Origin of the sequence: Agrobacterium tumefaciens (assembly GCA_025559845.1) — a bacterium.
In the GTDB taxonomy this organism is placed as follows: domain Bacteria; phylum Pseudomonadota; class Alphaproteobacteria; order Rhizobiales; family Rhizobiaceae; genus Agrobacterium.
Map to the genome: position 1 here is coordinate 2844034 of CP048469.1, position 16738 is coordinate 2860771.

Sequence of the window (16738 nt, forward strand, 5' to 3'; positions counted from 1 at the left end):
GGACCAGCCTTCTAGGAAGGCGGAAAATCGTCGGCATGTCGTGAAATTCAAAAGGCGGACAACGCAACACGCTTCCGCCTTATCCTGTTGCCGCGCCTTTACCATCAATACGGCAAAAACGCAAATGGCCGATCCTGAAGACCGGCCATTTCAAACGTTGAGGAAGCTGAAAAACTTACTTGCAGCTTTCGATCTGCTTCAGGGCAGCGGAAATGCCCGACAGAGAATAGGAGTAGGAGGTGGCGGTACCGCGTCCGGACGTTGCCTTCACGGTCATGCTTTTGCCACCCTTCATCGCGGCAACAAGTGCCGGCTCTTCAGCAGCATTTTCAACCCAGGCAGCCTTATCCTTGGTGAACATCACGAAGTTTTTGTTGTCGATGGTCACATTGACCTTCGAGCCCTGCTTCAGCGAGTACCCCACCATGGCCTGCGGCTCATAGGAAATGTTTTGGCCAGGACGCTGCGAAACGATGAAGAAAATATCACCGTGATCGACGCTAGCGGGCTCCTTGGCGGTCGGAATGGACAGAACGTAGCAGACGGTGCTGTTGCCCGATTTGTACGAATACGCGCCCCATGCATTGAACTGCTGGATACGCGTGGGCGACTGTGCAGATGCTACGCCAACGCTGGTCAGCAAAATGGCTACTGCGGTTGCTACACTTCTTACAAACATAGAATTTCCTGCCGGGTTATTATCTTCCATTGGCCCGAAGCGGCTGCGGGCTCCGTTTTCAGAACGGCCACTTTCAGGTGCGGATCGTCTTTTCTCATTGTGGTCAGGAAGCGGTTACCAAACCGTCAACAGCACGCATAAAATGCCGAAAACGTCTTGTAGTGTTACAGATCGGCGACTCCCAGCACCCTGAGCGGAAGGACGTGGCACGACCTTCCGCTTCGTGTATGACACACAAATTCAGGCAAGAATTTGTCAGCTATCGGGCTCTGCGGATTGAGCACATCACAGAGGCGTTACCCTTGCTCCTGCTGTCGTTTCAGCATGGCGTCCGCGGCCTCGTAATGCTCCATCTTGATATGAGCACGGATCATGGCAAGGGCTGCGGTGACAACCGCAATGTCATCCGTAAACCCGATGACCGCCAGAACATCAGGAACGACATCCATCGGCATGACGAAATAAGCAAGCGCAGCCAGGATAATACCTTTGGCCTTCAGCGGCGTGCTACGATCGACCGCGCAGTAATAGGCGGCTGCCGCGTCGCGAGCGAATGGCACCTTTGTCATCACCCGCTTCATTTTCGGCCAGAACTTGGCGCGGATCACGCGCTCACGTTCTTCCTGCTTGTCGGGTTCGCCGGGCAGGAGAATTTCACCGATTTTCACATCATCCATGATCGACGGTCCTCCAGTCACAGATATTATATGGGGGACCGAAGTCTGGCGTTCAATTCCCTCGCCCGGCCGCGGCTTTCTGCATTGCCTCGGCCAGAAGGAAATCACGCTCCGTCACACCTTGCAAATCGTGGGTGGTCAGGCAAACCTTCACACGCGAATAAACGTTCGACCACTCCGGATGATGGTTGAGCTTCTCTGCAACGAGAGCGCATTCAGCCATGAAGCCGAAAGCTTCGGCAAAACTGGAAAACTTGAACGCTTTGACGAGGGCCGCGCCATCCTCCCGCAACGTCCAACCTTCGAGCTTGGCGAGTTCTGTTTTGATGGCGTCCGGTTCAAGTCTGGGATATTTCATGGTGTAACCTCCTTTGTCGGCGTCTTGCTTCCATCAGGAAGCTTGGAGGACGCCTCGTTTATCAGATCGGCTTATGGGTCTTATGAAACGCACATCCGTTCTTTTTGTCTGCATGGGCAATATTTGCCGCTCTCCGTTGGCCGAAGGTATCTTGGTACATCAGGCATCTGCGCAAGGTGTGATGGATCGGCTCTTGGTGGATTCGGCCGGAACGGGCGGATGGCATGCGGGCGATCCGCCGGACCCGCGCTCCATAACGATTGCGAAAAAACACGGCATCGATATTTCCGGACAACACGCCAGACAGGTCAAGCAAGCTGACTTCGCGACATTCGATCTTGTTCTTGCCCTCGACGAGAACAATCTGTCGAAACTGCTGCAAATCTGCCCCGAAGCGCAAAAGCACAAGGTCCATCTGTTCCTTGACTTTGCATCCGGTCGCCATGAAAGCGTCCCCGACCCCTACTACGGGGGCGAGGACGGCTTTCTCAATGTCTACAACATGCTTTTGACGGGATGCAGCTCGTTGCTCGAAAAGCTGGAACTGGACCGCGCTTCATGAAGCGGAAACGCTTCCTCCACGATGTATGGGCCGCCGCCAACCGATTCCTTCGATGACATCAGAACAAATCGACCGATCCCGAAGGGAGAGGTGCGGAAGTTTCCGCGTCCAGAAAGATAATGGACCACATCATCAAGTCTTGAATTGCGCAACCTTGCCAACGTCACATGCGGCATGAACTTGCGCGGATCGGGTGGGAGACCGACCTTCTGGCAGATCCGCTCGATCTCTGCCTGCAGCGCATTCATTTCCGGCGAGGGGGAAACGCCAGCCCAGATGGAATGCGGCTTCTTTGAACCGAAGGACCCCATTCCGGTCAGGTTGATCTGGAATTCCGGACGGTCAATCCGGTCCAGCCGGTCAACGACCTCATCGGCGGTTCGCCCGTCGATGTCACCAATAAAACGCAAGGTTATGTGATAATTCTCCACATCGATCCACCGGGCTCCCGGCAGACCACCGCGCAACAATGAGAGGCTCATGGCCGCATTGCGCGGAATTTCGAGGGCGGTAAACAGTCTCGGCATGGCGAGCTCCCCGAATCTCTTGGCAGAACAAGCATAGCGAATCATGCAATGCGGATTGGCGCAAGTGCTTATTTTTTTTGCGCACTGATTGTCGTGATGAAGCTTTCGACAGCCGGCAAAGATTTCTCCACCATCACCGCCACGCCTTTGGCGTTTGGATGCATCTTGTCATCCAGTTTCAACGCGTCATCGAGCACCACGCCATCCAGAAAGAAGGGGTAAAGCGGGAGATTGTGTTTTTCCGCCAGACGCGGGAAAATCGGGTTGAAGCGATTGGCATAATCCTCACCCATGTTCGGAGGCGCCATGATGCCGACGAGAAGGACCGGTATGTTTCGACCCTTGAAGGCGGTAATGAGCGCCTCAAGGTTCTTTTCCGTTTGATCGGGCGGGATACCGCGAAGCGCATCATTGGCGCCAAGCTCCAGAATGACACCGTCCGTACCATCAGGAACAGACCAGTCAGCACGAGCGAGGCCACCCGAAGAGGTGTCACCTGAGACACCGGCGTTGGTGATGGCAATATTGGTGCCCTTGGCTTTCAACGCAGCTTCGAGCTGCGCGGTATAACTCTCGGTTGGCGGCAGTTGATAACCAGCCATCAGGCTGTCGCCAAACCCGACGAGTTGGAGGGTGCGATCCTGCGCTTTGGCGGAGACCGCGGCAAATGTTGCGGCGCAAATGACGATGAAGTGAAACAGGGCAGCTTTAAATCTCATTACGGCTTTCCTAATTTGGTTCGCATTACTCGAAATTCCGTCTGGGCCCGCACCGCCAGACCGCTTTATCATCCTATATAGGAACGCGAATTGTGACGAAAAGCATCATAGAGCTCAAGAAAGCCGACCTCACCCTGGGCAATGCCGCCGCCTCCGTTCACGTTCTCAAGAACATCGACCTGACGATCGGCGAAAGCGAGGCCGTCGGCATCGTCGGTCCTTCGGGTTCGGGTAAATCAACTTTGCTGATGGTGCTAGCCGGCCTGGAAAGGCTGGACAGCGGCGAAATCATTATCGACGACACGGCACTGCACAAATTGAGCGAAGATGCGCTGGCGGACTTCCGCGGCCGCAATATCGGCATCGTGTTCCAGTCGTTTCATCTGATCGCCAATATGACTGCCCTCGAAAACGTTGCCGTTCCGCTGGAACTGGCAAATGTGCCAAACCCTTTTGATATTGCCAGACGCGAACTTGTCGCCGTTGGTCTCGGTGAGCGCCTGAACCACTATCCAGGCCAGCTTTCGGGTGGCGAGCAGCAGCGTGTCGCCATCGCCCGTGCACTGGCTCCTTCGCCAGCCGTCCTGATCGCCGACGAACCGACAGGTAATCTTGATACGGAGACCGGAAAACAGATCGCCGACCTTCTGTTCGCCAAACAGGCCGAACGTGGCATGACCATGATCCTCGTTACCCATGACCCATCCCTTGCTGCGCGCTGCTCGCGCCAGATCAAGGTGCGCTCCGGCCAGATCGAAGGCGACAGTGCCAAGGCAAAAGCCACTGAAAAGGTCATGGCATGATCCCGTCGGCTGCGCACATTCAGAATGCATTGCGGCTTGCCCGACGCGAAATTCGCGGCGGTCTGCGAGGTTTTTACATTTTCCTGGCGTGTATAGCGCTCGGAACGGGCGCGATTGCTGCGGTGAATTCCGTTTCCCGCGCCGTGACCGATGCAATCGCTACACAGGGGCAGTCCATTTTGGCTGGCGATGTCCGCTTCGAACTACGCAACCGCGAAGCGAGCGACGAAGAACGAGCCTATCTCGGCAATCTCGGTCAGGTCGCAGTTTCCACGGGATTGCGGTCGATGACACGTCTGGCAGACGGTTCCGCCCAGACGTTGACGGAAGTGAAAGCTGTCGACGGCGCCTATCCGCTTTACGGCAGCTTTGCCGCTGATCCGGCCCGCCCGCTTCCGGAACTTCTCGAAAAGAATGGCGACACCCATGGCGCCGTCGTTGCGCCACTTCTGCTTGAACGCCTTGGCATCAAGGTCGGCGACGAGGTCCTGCTCGGCAACGTCAAACTGAAGGTAACAGGCACTGTTGTGGATGAACCGGACGCGCTTTCCGATGGCTTCGGTTTCGCGCCGCGCTTGATGCTCAGCCGCGATGCACTGTTTGCATCCGGCCTTATCCAGACCGGCAGTCTTGTCGAGCATGCCTACAAGATCAGTCTGAATGACCTTTCCAAACGGGCGACGATTACCGAAGATACCAACAAGACCTTCCCCAATGCGGGCTGGTCCATTCGCACCAGCGATCGTGCCGCACCTTCCCTGACCGAAAACGTCAATCGCTTCTCCCAGTTTCTCACACTGGTCGGACTGACAGCCCTCATCGTCGGGGGCGTTGGCGTGGCGAATGCCGTGCGGGCGTTTCTCGATTCAAAACGCACCACGATCGCATCCCTGAAATGCCTTGGCGCACCCGCCTCGGTGGTGACGATGACCTATCTCTTCCAGATCGTCTTCATTGCAACTGTCGGCATCATGGTCGGGCTCGCCTTCGGCGCAATCGCCCCATTGGTTGCAATGCGTTTTCTGGAAGGTGTGCTCCCTGTCCCTGACGGTCTGGCCTTTTATCCGAAGGCGCTCGGGCTCGCCGCCCTGTTTGGCATCCTGACGACGCTTGCATTCGCGATTTTGCCACTCGGCCACGCGCGCGAAGTTCCAGCGACGGCACTCTTTCGCGAACAGAGCTTCGATGAGAGCCGCTGGCCGTCCTGGCCCTATCTCGCGGCAACTGGCCTGCTTCTCGCGACGCTTGCTGCTCTTGCAATCTTTTCAGCGGAAGACCGCTTCATTGCATCTGTGTTCCTGGCAGCAGTCGCATTCGCATTCGTTGTCCTGCGCGCCGTGGCTGCAGGCGTGAAAGCGATCGCCAAACGGAGCCCGCGTGTCCATTCCGCTGCATTGCGCCTTGCAATCGGCAACATTCATCGGCCCGGCGCCCTGACACCCTCCGTGGTTCTCTCGCTGGGACTTGGCCTGACGCTGCTGGTCACGCTCACACTGATAGACGGCAACTTGCGGCGCGAATTGACTGGCAGCCTGCCGGAACGGGCTCCGAATTTCTTTTTCGTCGATATTCAGGGAACCGAGCTGCAGGGCTTTCGCAACCTTCTCAAACGGGAAGCTCCGGAAGGCAATCTTACTGAAGTCCCGATGCTGCGCGGCCGCATCCTGGCCCTGAACGGTCAGGACGTGACGAAGATGGAAGTTCCCCCTTCCGGACGCTGGGTTTTGCGTGGCGATCGCGGCATCACCTACTCCGAGGACCTGCCGGAAAACGCAGAACTGACGGAAGGGACATGGTGGAACAAGGACTACAGCGGGGAACCGCTGGTATCGTTCGCAGCCGAGGAAGCGGCTGAACTGGGTCTCAAGATCGGCGATACCGTTACCGTCAACGTTCTTGGCCGCAGCATCACGGCAAAGATTGCCAATCTGCGCAACGTCGAGTGGGAATCCCTGTCGATCAACTTCGTCATGGTCTTTTCCCCAAACACCTTCCGTGGCGCGCCACATGCCTGGCTTGCCACGCTCACCGACCCCTCTGCAACACCGGAGCGTGAAGGGCAGATATTACGTGCCGTCACCAACGCCTATCCAACGATCACCAGCGTTCGCGTGAAGGATGCGCTTGATGTGGTCGACAAGCTCGTCGGCCAGCTTGCCACGGCCATCCGTGCCGCAGCCGCCGTTGCTCTCGTTGCTTCGGTGCTCGTTCTTGCCGGAGCACTGGCGGCAGGAAATCGCGCCCGGACGCATGATGCCGTTATCCTGAAGACGCTGGGCGGCACACGCTCAATGCTGATCCGCGCTTTTTCCTACGAATATATGATCCTCGGCCTTGCCACTGCGGTCTTTGCACTTCTCGCAGGCGGTGTCTCCGCATGGTTCGTGATCGCCCGTATCATGAAACTGCCCTCGAGCTTTTTGCCTGACGTGGCGGTTGGGACGCTCATTGTTGCCCTCGTCATGACGGTTGGCATCGGGCTTGCCGGAACGTGGCGTATTCTCGGCCAGAAGGCAGCGCCGATTTTGCGTCAGGCAGGGGAGTGATTGTGAATCTGCGGCGCTTAACTTTAGCGATTAATTCTTTGTAATAATCGCCAAAACGTGAGCGATTTTCGCGTCTATGGTGTCTTTTCAGTCGTAAAAGGTCTTGTATCGAACACGTTCTGCCATCATATTCTGAGGTAGGCTTGCTGTGGCTCCGCAGCGGCGCCAGGGAGCGATCCCGACACCGTAGCAATCACGGAGCTCAAAAGAGGAAACAATGGCTGACTTCAACAACTACCAGAACCGCATGGCGCAGAACCGTGCACAGACTGGTGCGATGATCGATGAAGGTCTCCGCACCTACATGCTTAAGGTTTACAACCTTATGGCGCTGGCTCTGGTCATCACCGGCATCGCGGCCTTCGGCACCTATACGCTGGCTGCCTCGAACCCGGCTTTCGCCCAGATGCTTTACGCGTCCCCGCTGCGCTGGGTCGTTATGCTTGCACCGCTGGCGCTGGTATTCTTCCTTAGCTTCCGCATCCAGAACATGAGCGTTTCTGCTGCTCAGACGACCTTCTGGGTCTATGCGGCGCTGATGGGTGTATCGCTGTCGTCGATCTTCCTGGTCTTCACCGGCCAGAGCATCGTTCAGACGTTCTTCGTCACGGCTGCTTCGTTCGGCGCTCTGTCGCTTTACGGCTACACCACGAAGAAGGATCTTTCCGGTCTCGGCTCGTTCCTGATCATGGGCCTGTTCGGTCTCATCATCGCTTCGATCGTCAACATCTTCCTCGGTTCCACTGCTCTGCAGTTCGCGATCTCCGCAATCGGCGTACTGATCTTTGCAGGCCTGACCGCCTACGACACGCAGAAGATCAAGGAAATGTACTTTGATGGCGACGACGTTGCCGTGGCTGGCCGCAAGGCAATCATGGGTGCGCTGACACTCTACCTCGACTTCATCAACCTCTTCACGTTCCTGCTGCAGTTCCTCGGGAACCGCGACGACTAAGGAACCCCGTTGAGGTTCGACATAAGAAAGGCGGCCGAATGGCCGCCTTTTTCGTTTACACGTTTCGTTGTGAACGCAGCCGCTGTCCTCTGACGAGAAACAGGTGCTTTCATTCAATCAGTTTCAGAACCTTGTCGAAAACCTTGAGAACCTGTGGCAGTTCATGCCCGCGCTTGAGAATGCGTCCATCCGTATTCAGAACGCAGTAGGCTCCCTGTTTCGCTGCTAGCTTCGGATTTTTCTCGATGCGGTAAAGCGGCATCTCACCGGAGCGCTTGAAGACCGAGAACACCGCCTTTTCCTTCAGGTGGTCGATGGCATAATCTCGCCACTCACCTTCGCCAACCATGCGCCCGTATATGCGCAGGATCGCATCCAGTTCACGTCTATGGAACGTAACCGGTAAGGGGTCCTTGTCTCGCTTGTATTCACGAAGATCGACGACGGTGGAATTGTCACGTGCGCTGGTCTGCACCTGCTGCACATCCGGTTGATCGGTCATCCAGTACCTCCGATTCCACCCAAACTCATGGCTCAATGTGAAGCCGCTGGCGTGAAATTGCAAGTCTTGGCCATTTCACGGTCCGTTTGATAGCGAAATACCTTGAAACCACGGTAACCATTTAGGCAGGCAATTTGGTACCTGCTGCCGTATTTCGGTCAAATCATGGCCCGAATTGGGTGGAATAGTTTTATTGTCAATTGATGCCTAGGCACCAAGATGACCCGGTCCGGTGCATTGACCCTTTACCCCCAGCCCCCAATGCCCGGACCGGATCTCCAATCGCCAGAGGCGATTATGGTGTTTCGTCTCCCATCAGCATGCTCGCACCAACGATCGCTGCCGGATCGCCGTTCGCATTCGCCGTCTGCAGCAGAACGGCGCAGCCGCCCTTCTTGACCTTGGCAACGACGCTGGCTGGAAGCTTGACCGTCATTGGCGAACCATCCCACATGCCGACCGTCTGAACATCGTAGACGCTGTGCCAATAGGACATTTTCTTGCCCTGGTTTTCACCCTTCTGCACATCCACCGTTTGCTCGCGGGTGAAGTAGGCGACCACGACATCGGCCTTGCCACTGCCGGCGCCAATATCGATCTCCACCTCATCTCCAGCGAATTTCGAGCTGACAGGCACGGTCAGACCAGCACCGGTGCGCTTGAATGCGTCAAGCTTGTCGTAGATACCGGCAACATCAGCGCCTTTGACGTGATCGCGACCATTCAGGATTGCCTGCGGGGTGTAGACGCCGTTGCGCCCAAGTGCTCGCATATAGCCGTATTGCCGCTCGGTATTCTCCTTCGATGCCAGTGAATCCGTCCAGCCAAGGTAATTCCAGTAATCGACATGGTAGGAAAGACCAACCACGTCGCCTTTGCGGATCATCTTGCGCAATGCCTCATCGGCAGGGGGGCAGGATGAGCAGCCTTGCGATGTGAACAACTCGACGACGCCCTTCACCGCCTCCTGCGCATGCGCAGAGGTGGCCATCAGCGTCCCGAGAACACAGATCGAAAGGCGGAATTTCAACGGCATTACGAAAACCTCTATCCGGACGAATATCCAGACGAATTGATGCGATCAATATGTGTCGGGATGCAAGCCGGAAAATAACGTCGAACGACCTTCAATAGAAAGTCACGAAGGGGTGAGCGCTCTTCACAAATTACGTGCCCGTGCAAACATGAAAAAACGCCGGGATGTCTCCCGGCGTTTCTCGTATCGGTGCCTTGTTGATCAGGCTGCCAGATCGCGAAGAACGGTCTGCAGAATGCCGCCGTTGTTCATGTAGATAACCTCGTCCAGTGTATCGATACGGCAAAGAAGTGGAACGTCCTTCACCGTACCGTCGCTGTAGGTGATCTTGGCGATCTTCTTTTCACGCGGCTTGATCTCGCCTTCCAGACCGTCAATCTCGACGATTTCATCGCCCTTGAGATTGAGACTTGCCCAGGTCGTGCCTTCCTCGAAGACGAAGGGAACCACACCCATGCCGACCAGATTCGAACGGTGAATACGCTCAAACGACTGGGCGATGACGGCTTTCACGCCGAGCAGGTTGGTACCCTTGGCGGCCCAGTCACGGGACGATCCGTTGCCGTATTCGACACCGGCGAAGATGACGAGTGGCACACCCTCTTCCTTGTACTTCATGGCAGCGTCGTAGATCGACATCTCTTCCTTGGATGGATAGTGGATCGTGTATCCGCCTTCCTTGCCGTTCGGACCGAGCATGTGGTTGCGGATGCGGATATTGGCAAAGGTGCCGCGCATCATCACTTCATGGTTGCCACGACGCGTACCATACTGGTTGAAGTCGGCAACGCCCACTCCATGCTCCGTCAGGTAGGCACCGGCTGGCGAGGCTGCCTTGATCGAACCGGCCGGAGAGATGTGGTCGGTGGTGATCTTGTCGCCGAACAGGCCAAGCACGCGCGCGCCCTTGATGTTCTTAAGACCGGAGCCGGTCTTGCCCATGCCAACAAAGTAAGGCGGGTTCTGAACGTAGGTCGACTGGTCATCCCAGGCATAGGTCTGACCCGCAGGTACCTGCACGGCCTGCCAGTTTTCATCGCCCTTGAACACGTCGGCATATTTGGTTTCGAACAGTTCACGCGTGACATATTTCTGGATGAAGGACTGAACTTCCGTCGACGTCGGCCAGATGTCCTTGAGGAAAACAGGATTCCCGTCCTTGTCCTCGCCAAGCGGCTCCTTGGTCAGATCCTTCTGCACCGTGCCAGCCAGCGCATAGGCGACGACGAGCGGCGGAGACGCCAGATAGTTCGCCTGAACATCAGGCGAGATACGGCCTTCGAAGTTACGGTTACCGGAAAGAACACCCGCGGTGATCAGCCCCTTGTCGTTGATCGTCTTGGAGATCGGCGCCGGCAGCGGACCGGAGTTGCCGATGCACGTGGTGCAGCCGAAGCCAACGAGATTGAAGCCGAGCGCGTCGAGGTCGGTCTGCAGACCGGACTTGGCGAGATATTCGGCAACGACCTGCGACCCGGGGGCAAGCGACGTCTTGACCCAAGGCTTGGACTGCAAGCCCTTGGCCACGGCATTGCGGGCCAGGAGACCTGCAGCAATCAGCACCGAGGGGTTCGAGGTGTTGGTGCAGGAGGTGATGGCAGCAATCGCCACATCGCCATGACCGAGATCGAAATCCGTGCCCTCGACGGCATAACGCGCGTCAATCTGGCCGGGCTTCTTGTAGTCGTTTTCGAGCGCAGTCGCGAAGTTCGGCGCGATGGTCTCGAGCGGCAGACGCCCTTCCGGGCGCTTCGGGCCGGCCATGGACGGGACGACATCGCCAAGATCGAGCTCCAGCGTATCGGTGAAAACGAGGTCGGAACCATCATTGTCGCGCCACATGCCCTGTGCCCTGGAATAGGCTTCGACCAGAGCGATGCGCTCCTTGGTGCGGCCAGACATGTTGAGGTAGTTCAGCGTCTCTGCGTCAACCGGGAAGAAACCGCAGGTCGCGCCATATTCCGGACCCATGTTACCGATCGTGGCACGGTCGGCGACCGGCATGTTGTCCATGCCAGGACCGAAGAATTCCACGAACTTGGAAACAACGCCCTTCTTGCGCAGCATCTGCACGACGGTCAGCACGAGGTCGGTCGCTGTAACGCCTTCCTTCAGCTTGCCGGTCAACTTGAAGCCGATGACTTCAGGCAGCAGCATCGATACCGGCTGGCCAAGCATGGCAGCTTCCGCTTCGATACCGCCAACACCCCAACCCAGAACGCCAAGACCGTTGATCATGGTCGTGTGGCTGTCAGTTCCGACGCAGGTATCCGGATAAGCAAAGGTTTCGCCGTCTTCTTCCTTCGTCCAGACAGTCTGGCCGAGATACTCGAAGTTGACCTGGTGACAGATGCCGGTGCCAGGCGGCACGACGCGGAAATTCTTGAACGCCTGCTGGCCCCATTTCAGAAAGCGGTAGCGCTCGCCATTGCGCTGGTATTCAAGCTCGACATTGCGTGCGAAAGCCTGCGGTGTACCAAACTCATCGACGATCACGGAATGGTCGATAACAAGGTCGACGGGAACGAGCGGATTGATCTTTTCCGGGTCGCCACCCAGCGCCTTGATGCCGTCGCGCATTGCCGCAAGGTCAACCACAGCGGGAACGCCGGTAAAGTCCTGCATCAGCACGCGCGCCGGGCGGTAGGCGATTTCGTTTTCGGTCAGGCCCTTGTTGTCGAGCCATTCGGCGACAGCGAGGATATGCTCCTTGGTTACCGACTGACCGTCTTCGAAACGCAGCAGGTTTTCCAACAGGACTTTCATGGAATAGGGCAGCTTGGAGACGCCCTTCAAGCCGTTGGCTTCAGCCTTCGGAAGGCTGAAATAGACATAGTCCTTACCGTCAACGGTAAGGACAGAGCGACACTGGAAACTGTCAAGAGATTTGGCCACGGATAAAACCCCGCTTCCTCTGATAGCCAACACGCGCGTGCGGACACCCGTGCATCAAAGTGCACATCAGGATGCGGGTACGGCCATTTCCGCTGTCCGCACGTGAAAGTCGCATTTTGCAACATTCAGGTCCGGCGCTATATGGTGATCACGCCGGCCGCTGGCGTGGTTGATATCCATATAGATAATTTCTCCGAAACGTGCCAGACCGGAAGCAGTGCTAAATCGATTTTTTTATATCGGATGACCAAAATCTTGAACGAGACCGGACCATGCTGCTGACTGCGGAAAACCTCAGCGCCCGGCGCGGGGAAGATTTCATATTTATGAATATTTCCCTCAAGTTAGTGGCCGGAGATACCCTTATTTTGACCGGACCGAATGGCTCGGGAAAATCCACGTTACTGCGTGTTCTGGCCGGACTTTTCAGCGCCGAATCGGGCTCCATAAAAATAGCCGGCGAAGGAGTTCCACAAGACGCTTGCCCATCGGAAGCAAGCCACTACCTTGGTCATCGCAACGCGATGAAACAGGAGCTCACGGTCTTTGAAAACCTCCACTTCTGGAAGGAGTTTCTGGGCGATTTCAGTGGCGGCACGTCACTGGACATTGGCGAAGCCGCCGAGGCTGTCGGTCTTGCCGGTATTACCCATCTGCCATTCGGTTATCTCTCAGCCGGCCAGCAACGACGCTTTGCCATGGCGAAGTTGCTGATCGCCTGGCGCCCCATCTGGATACTGGACGAACCGACCGCCGCCCTCGACGCCAGCGCAGACCGAATGTTCACGGGACTGGTCAAAGACCATCTCGGCAAGGGCGGCATTATCATCGCTGCCACGCACCAGCCCCTCGGGCTCGACCATGCCCAGGAACTGAAAATGACGGGATTTGCCGGAACGGAGCTGACCTGGTGATGACCGCCCTTTTCTTTCGCGACATGAAACTTTCCATTCGTGCCGGCGGCGGCGCACTGATCGGCGTGCTGTTCTTCCTCACCGTGGTTGCCGTCATTCCCTTTGGCGTTGGACCGGACCTCAACCTTCTGTCGCGTATCGGGCCAGCCATTGTCTGGATCGGTGCGTTGCTGGCAGCCCTTCTCGGTCTCGACCGCTTGTTTCAGGCAGAACGTGACGACGGCTCTCTCGACCTCTTGCTGATGCATGAAAACCCGTTGGTGCTGACGGTGTTCGTAAAATGCCTCGCTCACTGGACGGCAACCAGTCTGCCGCTCGTGATTGCCTCACCATTGCTCGGCCTGTTCATGAACATGAGCGAAGTGGCAATCGGTGCGGTCATGGTGACCCTGCTTGTCGGCTCTCCCGCGCTGACCTTCATTGGTGCGGTTGGAGCCGCTGTTGCCGTCGCGCTGCCGCGCGGTGGACTTCTCGTCTCCATCCTCGTATTGCCGCTGGCGATTCCTGTGTTGATTTTCGGCGTCAGCGCATCCTATGCCGCTGTTCAGGACCCGGCACCGTTCATGCCGCCGTTTCTCATTCTTTGCGCGATCACGTTATTTTCAGCCGTCATCGGCCCTTTCTTTGCCGCGTTGGCGCTGCGCAATGCTATGGATTGAACCGCCGCCATTGACAGGGATCAATTGCGGCAAAAGCCTTCTCGGGTTACAGAAAAACCATGAACCAACAGACTTTCGCCATCACCAAGTTCAGCGACCTTGCCAACCCTACCCGGTTTCTGGCGCTGGCAGCCCGTATCCTTCCGTGGCTTGCGACCTTGTCGGCACTCTGTCTTGCCGCAGGCCTCTACATGGCCTTTACGACTGAAGGGGACTATCAGCAGGGTAATACCGTTCGCATCATGTATGTTCATGTGCCTGCGGCTTGGCTGTCGATGATGTGTTACACGGTCATGGCGCTGTCGGCGATCGGCACCCTGGTCTGGCGCCACCCCTTGGCCGACGTCAGCCATAGGGCAGCCGCGCCCATCGGTGCCGCATTCACGCTGATCGCTCTCGTCACGGGCTCTCTCTGGGGCAAACCCATGTGGGGTACATGGTGGGTCTGGGATGCACGACTGACATCCGTCTTCGTCCTGTTTTTGATGTATCTGGGGCTGATCGCGCTCAATCGCGCTATGGACGATCCTTCGAGGGCCGCGCGTCTAAGCGCTGTCCTGATCCTTGTCGGCTTCGTGAATATCCCCATCATCAAGTTTTCGGTTGAATGGTGGAACACACTTCACCAGCCAGCCAGCGTCATTCGCATGGGCGGCTCCGCAATCGATCCGACGTTCCTCTGGCCGCTTTTGACCATGGCCATCGGTTTCACCCTGTTGTTCTTCACGTTGCACATCGCCGCCATGCGCAACGAAATCTGGCGGCGCCGTGTTGCTGCCCAGCGACGCCTTGCAGCCCGCATGGTCAATCGGGAAGGATGAGGCAATGACACACAACTTCTATATCGGCATGTCCTATGCAGCGACTGGCCTTGTGGTTCTTGGCCTTATCATCTGGGTGATTGCAGATGGCAAAGGACGCCAGCGGGAACTGAGGCAACTGGAAGCGGCAGGTGTTCGCCGCAGATCAAAAACCGGGCCTGCGAGCGACGCGTCATGACAAACGTCGACCAGGATACCAAACCGCGACCAAAGAGCCGGTCACGCTACGTGCTGGCGCTTCTACCCTTGTTACTGTTTGGCGGTTTCGCGCTCGTCTCAGGGAAAATGCTCTATGATCAGGATGTCAATGGCCTGGATGTCAGCGCCATTCCGTCCGCCCTGATCGGCACCAAGGCACCAACGCTCGCCTTGCCTTCGCTGGAAGGGGCAAACGTTCCGGCTTTGACTGATGCGGCCATCAAAGGAAAGCTGACGCTCGTCAACGTGTTCGCATCCTGGTGCATCCCCTGTCGACAGGAACATCCGATTCTGGAAGAACTGTCGAAAGACGGCCGCATCAGCATCGTCGGCATCAATTACAAGGATAAGTCCGACAACGCCCTGCGCTTCCTCGGCGAACTCGGCAATCCCTATTCGGCAATCGGCATTGACCCCAACGGCAAGGCAGCGATTGACTGGGGCGTGTACGGCATTCCTGAAAGCTATCTTGTCGCTGCCGATGGCACGATCCTCTATAAAAAGGTCGGCCCTTTCGATGCACAGAGCCTGCAGCAGGGTCTTTTCCCAGCCATCGAGGCGGCTGTCAAAAAGTAACGTTCCGCAGCTTATCGGCGCCTATTGATTCTTGGAGATGATCCGGATTGTCTGCGGCGCCGCTGCGGGCGGCGGATGGTCACCTTCGAGCACCACCTGATCACGCCCGCCTCTCTTGGCAGCATAGAGGCTGTCGTCAGCACGCTTGATGGCATCGTGAATGGAGTGGTCACCACGCGCAACGGCCGATACGCCGAAGCTTGCCGTGATCCGGGTTGAAAACCCCCGGCTGCTCCAGTCTATTCCGGCAAGTTCAGAACGCGCAGCTTCGGCAAAGGTGCCCGCCGTTTCAGCAGCGCAATCCGGCAGGAAGGCGATAAATTCCTCTCCCCCAAAACGTGCAACCAGGCCATTTTCCGAAATCGTACCCTTCAGCAAGTCAGAGAGACCGATCAGAACGATATCGCCGGCGGCATGTCCAAAGCGGTCGTTGATCTGCTTGAAATGATCGATGTCACAGGCGATTACCGCACCAACAGGCGCACCTTCCCGGAAATCCGGAACGCGACGCTCGAAACCACGGCGGTTCAGCACATCCGTTAACGGATCATGTTCCGCGGCATGCAGATGCCTGTCCACGATGACAGATATCTGGCTTGCAAGGACGGCAAGCGCCATCAGAAAGCCGAAGATACTCGCAGCGACCTGCATGTAGAAGGCATAATCCGACTCGAAGAATTCCCCCAGTTCGACCATGGTCCCGTGCGGGGTCATCACGATCAGCACAATGATCCTGAAAATGGTTTCAAGCACAACCAGCGACACAGCCGCCATCAAGACCTTGTCAGCCAATACCTGAGGGCGCTTTCGCACCATCCAGACAGGCCAGGCCAGCAATATGGCGACGACAGTATCGCCAATCACCAGTTCGCGTTTCAGATCGGGTGTGACAAAGACATGGAAGGAAACGAGCACGAAAGCCAGGAAGACGATCGACAGCCGGGCTTTCGTGTAGGTTGGCCGCTGGAAATGCACCAGCAAAGCATGGCCGTAAAAGAAGAAGGCGGAGAAAAACAGAAGGTTGGAAAGAATGGCTTGCACTTCGAACGGCAAGGCACCCAGCACCAAAGGTGTCGCAAAACCGGCGCAAGCCGAAAGATAGCCGATACCCCAGTACAACGACGAGGCATGACCGATCCTCTGCAGGAACAGAAATATCACGCCGAATGTCAGCATGATGAAAGGAAGCAGGTAGGCGAAATTATCTTGCAACGTCTTCTGCCCGAAACCAGAATCTTGGGTTTGAAACCAAGGACGCTATCAGGTGCCAGTTAAGAAAACCTGCCCCATGCGGGAAGATCCGGCCCATTA

The 16738-nt window shown here is 56.8% G+C and carries 18 protein-coding genes; 9 read left to right on the top strand and 9 right to left on the bottom strand.

Features of this window, described 5'->3' with window-relative positions:
- Positions 1 to 175: 175 nt before the first annotated feature.
- The 3 genes from FY156_14225 to FY156_14235 form a co-directional block, all read right to left on the bottom strand.
- Complete coding sequence (locus FY156_14225) at positions 176 to 679, bottom strand: hypothetical protein (GenBank protein ID UXS02538.1); 504 nt, start codon at positions 677 to 679, stop codon at positions 176 to 178.
- A gap of 296 nt (positions 680 to 975) precedes the next feature.
- Positions 976 to 1356 (bottom strand): DUF1232 domain-containing protein, encoded by a 381-nt coding sequence (locus FY156_14230; GenBank protein ID UXS02539.1) that lies wholly within the window; start codon positions 1354 to 1356, stop codon positions 976 to 978.
- A gap of 52 nt (positions 1357 to 1408) precedes the next feature.
- Positions 1409 to 1714 (bottom strand): 4a-hydroxytetrahydrobiopterin dehydratase, encoded by a 306-nt coding sequence (locus tag FY156_14235; GenBank protein UXS02540.1) that lies wholly within the window; start codon positions 1712 to 1714, stop codon positions 1409 to 1411.
- A gap of 82 nt (positions 1715 to 1796) precedes the next feature.
- Between FY156_14235 and FY156_14240 the strand changes: the two genes are divergently transcribed.
- On the top strand, positions 1797 to 2276 hold the full coding sequence (locus FY156_14240; protein UXS02541.1) for a low molecular weight phosphotyrosine protein phosphatase: 480 nt from the start codon (positions 1797 to 1799) through the stop codon (positions 2274 to 2276).
- Here the strand turns inward: FY156_14240 and thpR are convergent.
- Positions 2210 to 2803, bottom strand: a complete 594-nt coding sequence (gene thpR / locus FY156_14245) for an RNA 2',3'-cyclic phosphodiesterase (GenBank protein UXS02542.1) — start codon at positions 2801 to 2803, stop codon at positions 2210 to 2212. The genes FY156_14240 and thpR overlap by 67 nt on opposite strands.
- Positions 2804 to 2871: 68 nt before the next feature.
- Positions 2872 to 3522, bottom strand: coding sequence for an arylesterase (locus tag FY156_14250; GenBank protein ID UXS02543.1), 651 nt, complete (start codon positions 3520 to 3522; stop codon positions 2872 to 2874).
- Between the two features lie 92 nt (positions 3523 to 3614).
- Between FY156_14250 and FY156_14255 the strand changes: the two genes are divergently transcribed.
- The 3 genes from FY156_14255 to FY156_14265 all read left to right on the top strand — a co-directional run bounded on the left by FY156_14255 (position 3615) and on the right by FY156_14265 (position 7826).
- Positions 3615 to 4325 carry an ABC transporter ATP-binding protein gene (locus tag FY156_14255; GenBank protein UXS02544.1) on the top strand — a complete coding sequence of 237 codons (711 nt, stop codon included), beginning with the start codon at positions 3615 to 3617 and terminating at the stop codon, positions 4323 to 4325.
- Positions 4322 to 6871: an ABC transporter permease gene (locus FY156_14260; protein UXS02545.1), complete on the top strand. Its 2550-nt coding sequence runs from the start codon at positions 4322 to 4324 to the stop codon at positions 6869 to 6871. The genes FY156_14255 and FY156_14260 overlap by 4 nt, the downstream gene beginning before the upstream one ends.
- 217 nt (positions 6872 to 7088) lie before the next feature.
- A complete protein-coding gene (locus FY156_14265; GenBank protein UXS02546.1) occupies positions 7089 to 7826 on the top strand; it encodes a Bax inhibitor-1/YccA family protein in 738 nt (245 codons plus the stop codon).
- A gap of 109 nt (positions 7827 to 7935) precedes the next feature.
- Here the strand turns inward: FY156_14265 and FY156_14270 are convergent, their stop codons facing one another.
- The 3 genes from FY156_14270 to acnA form a co-directional block, all read right to left on the bottom strand.
- A complete protein-coding gene (locus tag FY156_14270; protein ID UXS02547.1) occupies positions 7936 to 8328 on the bottom strand; it encodes a DUF2794 domain-containing protein in 393 nt (130 codons plus the stop codon).
- A 295-nt stretch (positions 8329 to 8623) separates the two neighbouring features.
- On the bottom strand, positions 8624 to 9364 hold the full coding sequence (locus FY156_14275; GenBank protein ID UXS02548.1) for a DUF1223 domain-containing protein: 741 nt from the start codon (positions 9362 to 9364) through the stop codon (positions 8624 to 8626).
- A 201-nt stretch (positions 9365 to 9565) separates the two neighbouring features.
- Complete coding sequence (acnA, locus tag FY156_14280) at positions 9566 to 12259, bottom strand: aconitate hydratase AcnA (GenBank protein ID UXS02549.1); 2694 nt, start codon at positions 12257 to 12259, stop codon at positions 9566 to 9568.
- A gap of 272 nt (positions 12260 to 12531) precedes the next feature.
- On the opposite strand from acnA, the gene ccmA reads away from it, so the two are divergent.
- Genes ccmA through FY156_14305 form a run of 5 tightly spaced genes read left to right on the top strand, consistent with a single transcriptional unit; the run spans position 12532 to position 15427 of the window.
- A complete protein-coding gene (gene ccmA / locus FY156_14285) occupies positions 12532 to 13173 on the top strand; it encodes a heme ABC exporter ATP-binding protein CcmA (GenBank protein ID UXS02550.1) in 642 nt (213 codons plus the stop codon).
- On the top strand, positions 13173 to 13832 hold the full coding sequence (ccmB, locus tag FY156_14290; GenBank protein ID UXS02551.1) for a heme exporter protein CcmB: 660 nt from the start codon (positions 13173 to 13175) through the stop codon (positions 13830 to 13832). The genes ccmA and ccmB overlap by 1 nt, the downstream gene beginning before the upstream one ends.
- A gap of 59 nt (positions 13833 to 13891) precedes the next feature.
- Positions 13892 to 14653 (top strand): heme ABC transporter permease, encoded by a 762-nt coding sequence (locus FY156_14295; GenBank protein ID UXS02552.1) that lies wholly within the window; start codon positions 13892 to 13894, stop codon positions 14651 to 14653.
- A gap of 4 nt (positions 14654 to 14657) precedes the next feature.
- The gene (ccmD, locus tag FY156_14300) at positions 14658 to 14831 is read left to right on the top strand and encodes a heme exporter protein CcmD (protein UXS02553.1); all 174 of its coding nucleotides are present in this window, start codon (positions 14658 to 14660) and stop codon (positions 14829 to 14831) included.
- On the top strand, positions 14828 to 15427 hold the full coding sequence (locus FY156_14305; protein ID UXS02554.1) for a DsbE family thiol:disulfide interchange protein: 600 nt from the start codon (positions 14828 to 14830) through the stop codon (positions 15425 to 15427). Before ccmD ends, FY156_14305 begins: the two co-directional genes overlap by 4 nt.
- A gap of 21 nt (positions 15428 to 15448) precedes the next feature.
- Here the strand turns inward: FY156_14305 and FY156_14310 are convergent, their stop codons facing one another.
- Entirely contained in the window at positions 15449 to 16639 is a 1191-nt protein-coding gene (locus FY156_14310; GenBank protein UXS02555.1) for a GGDEF domain-containing protein, read from the bottom strand.
- Positions 16640 to 16738 lie beyond the last annotated feature (99 nt).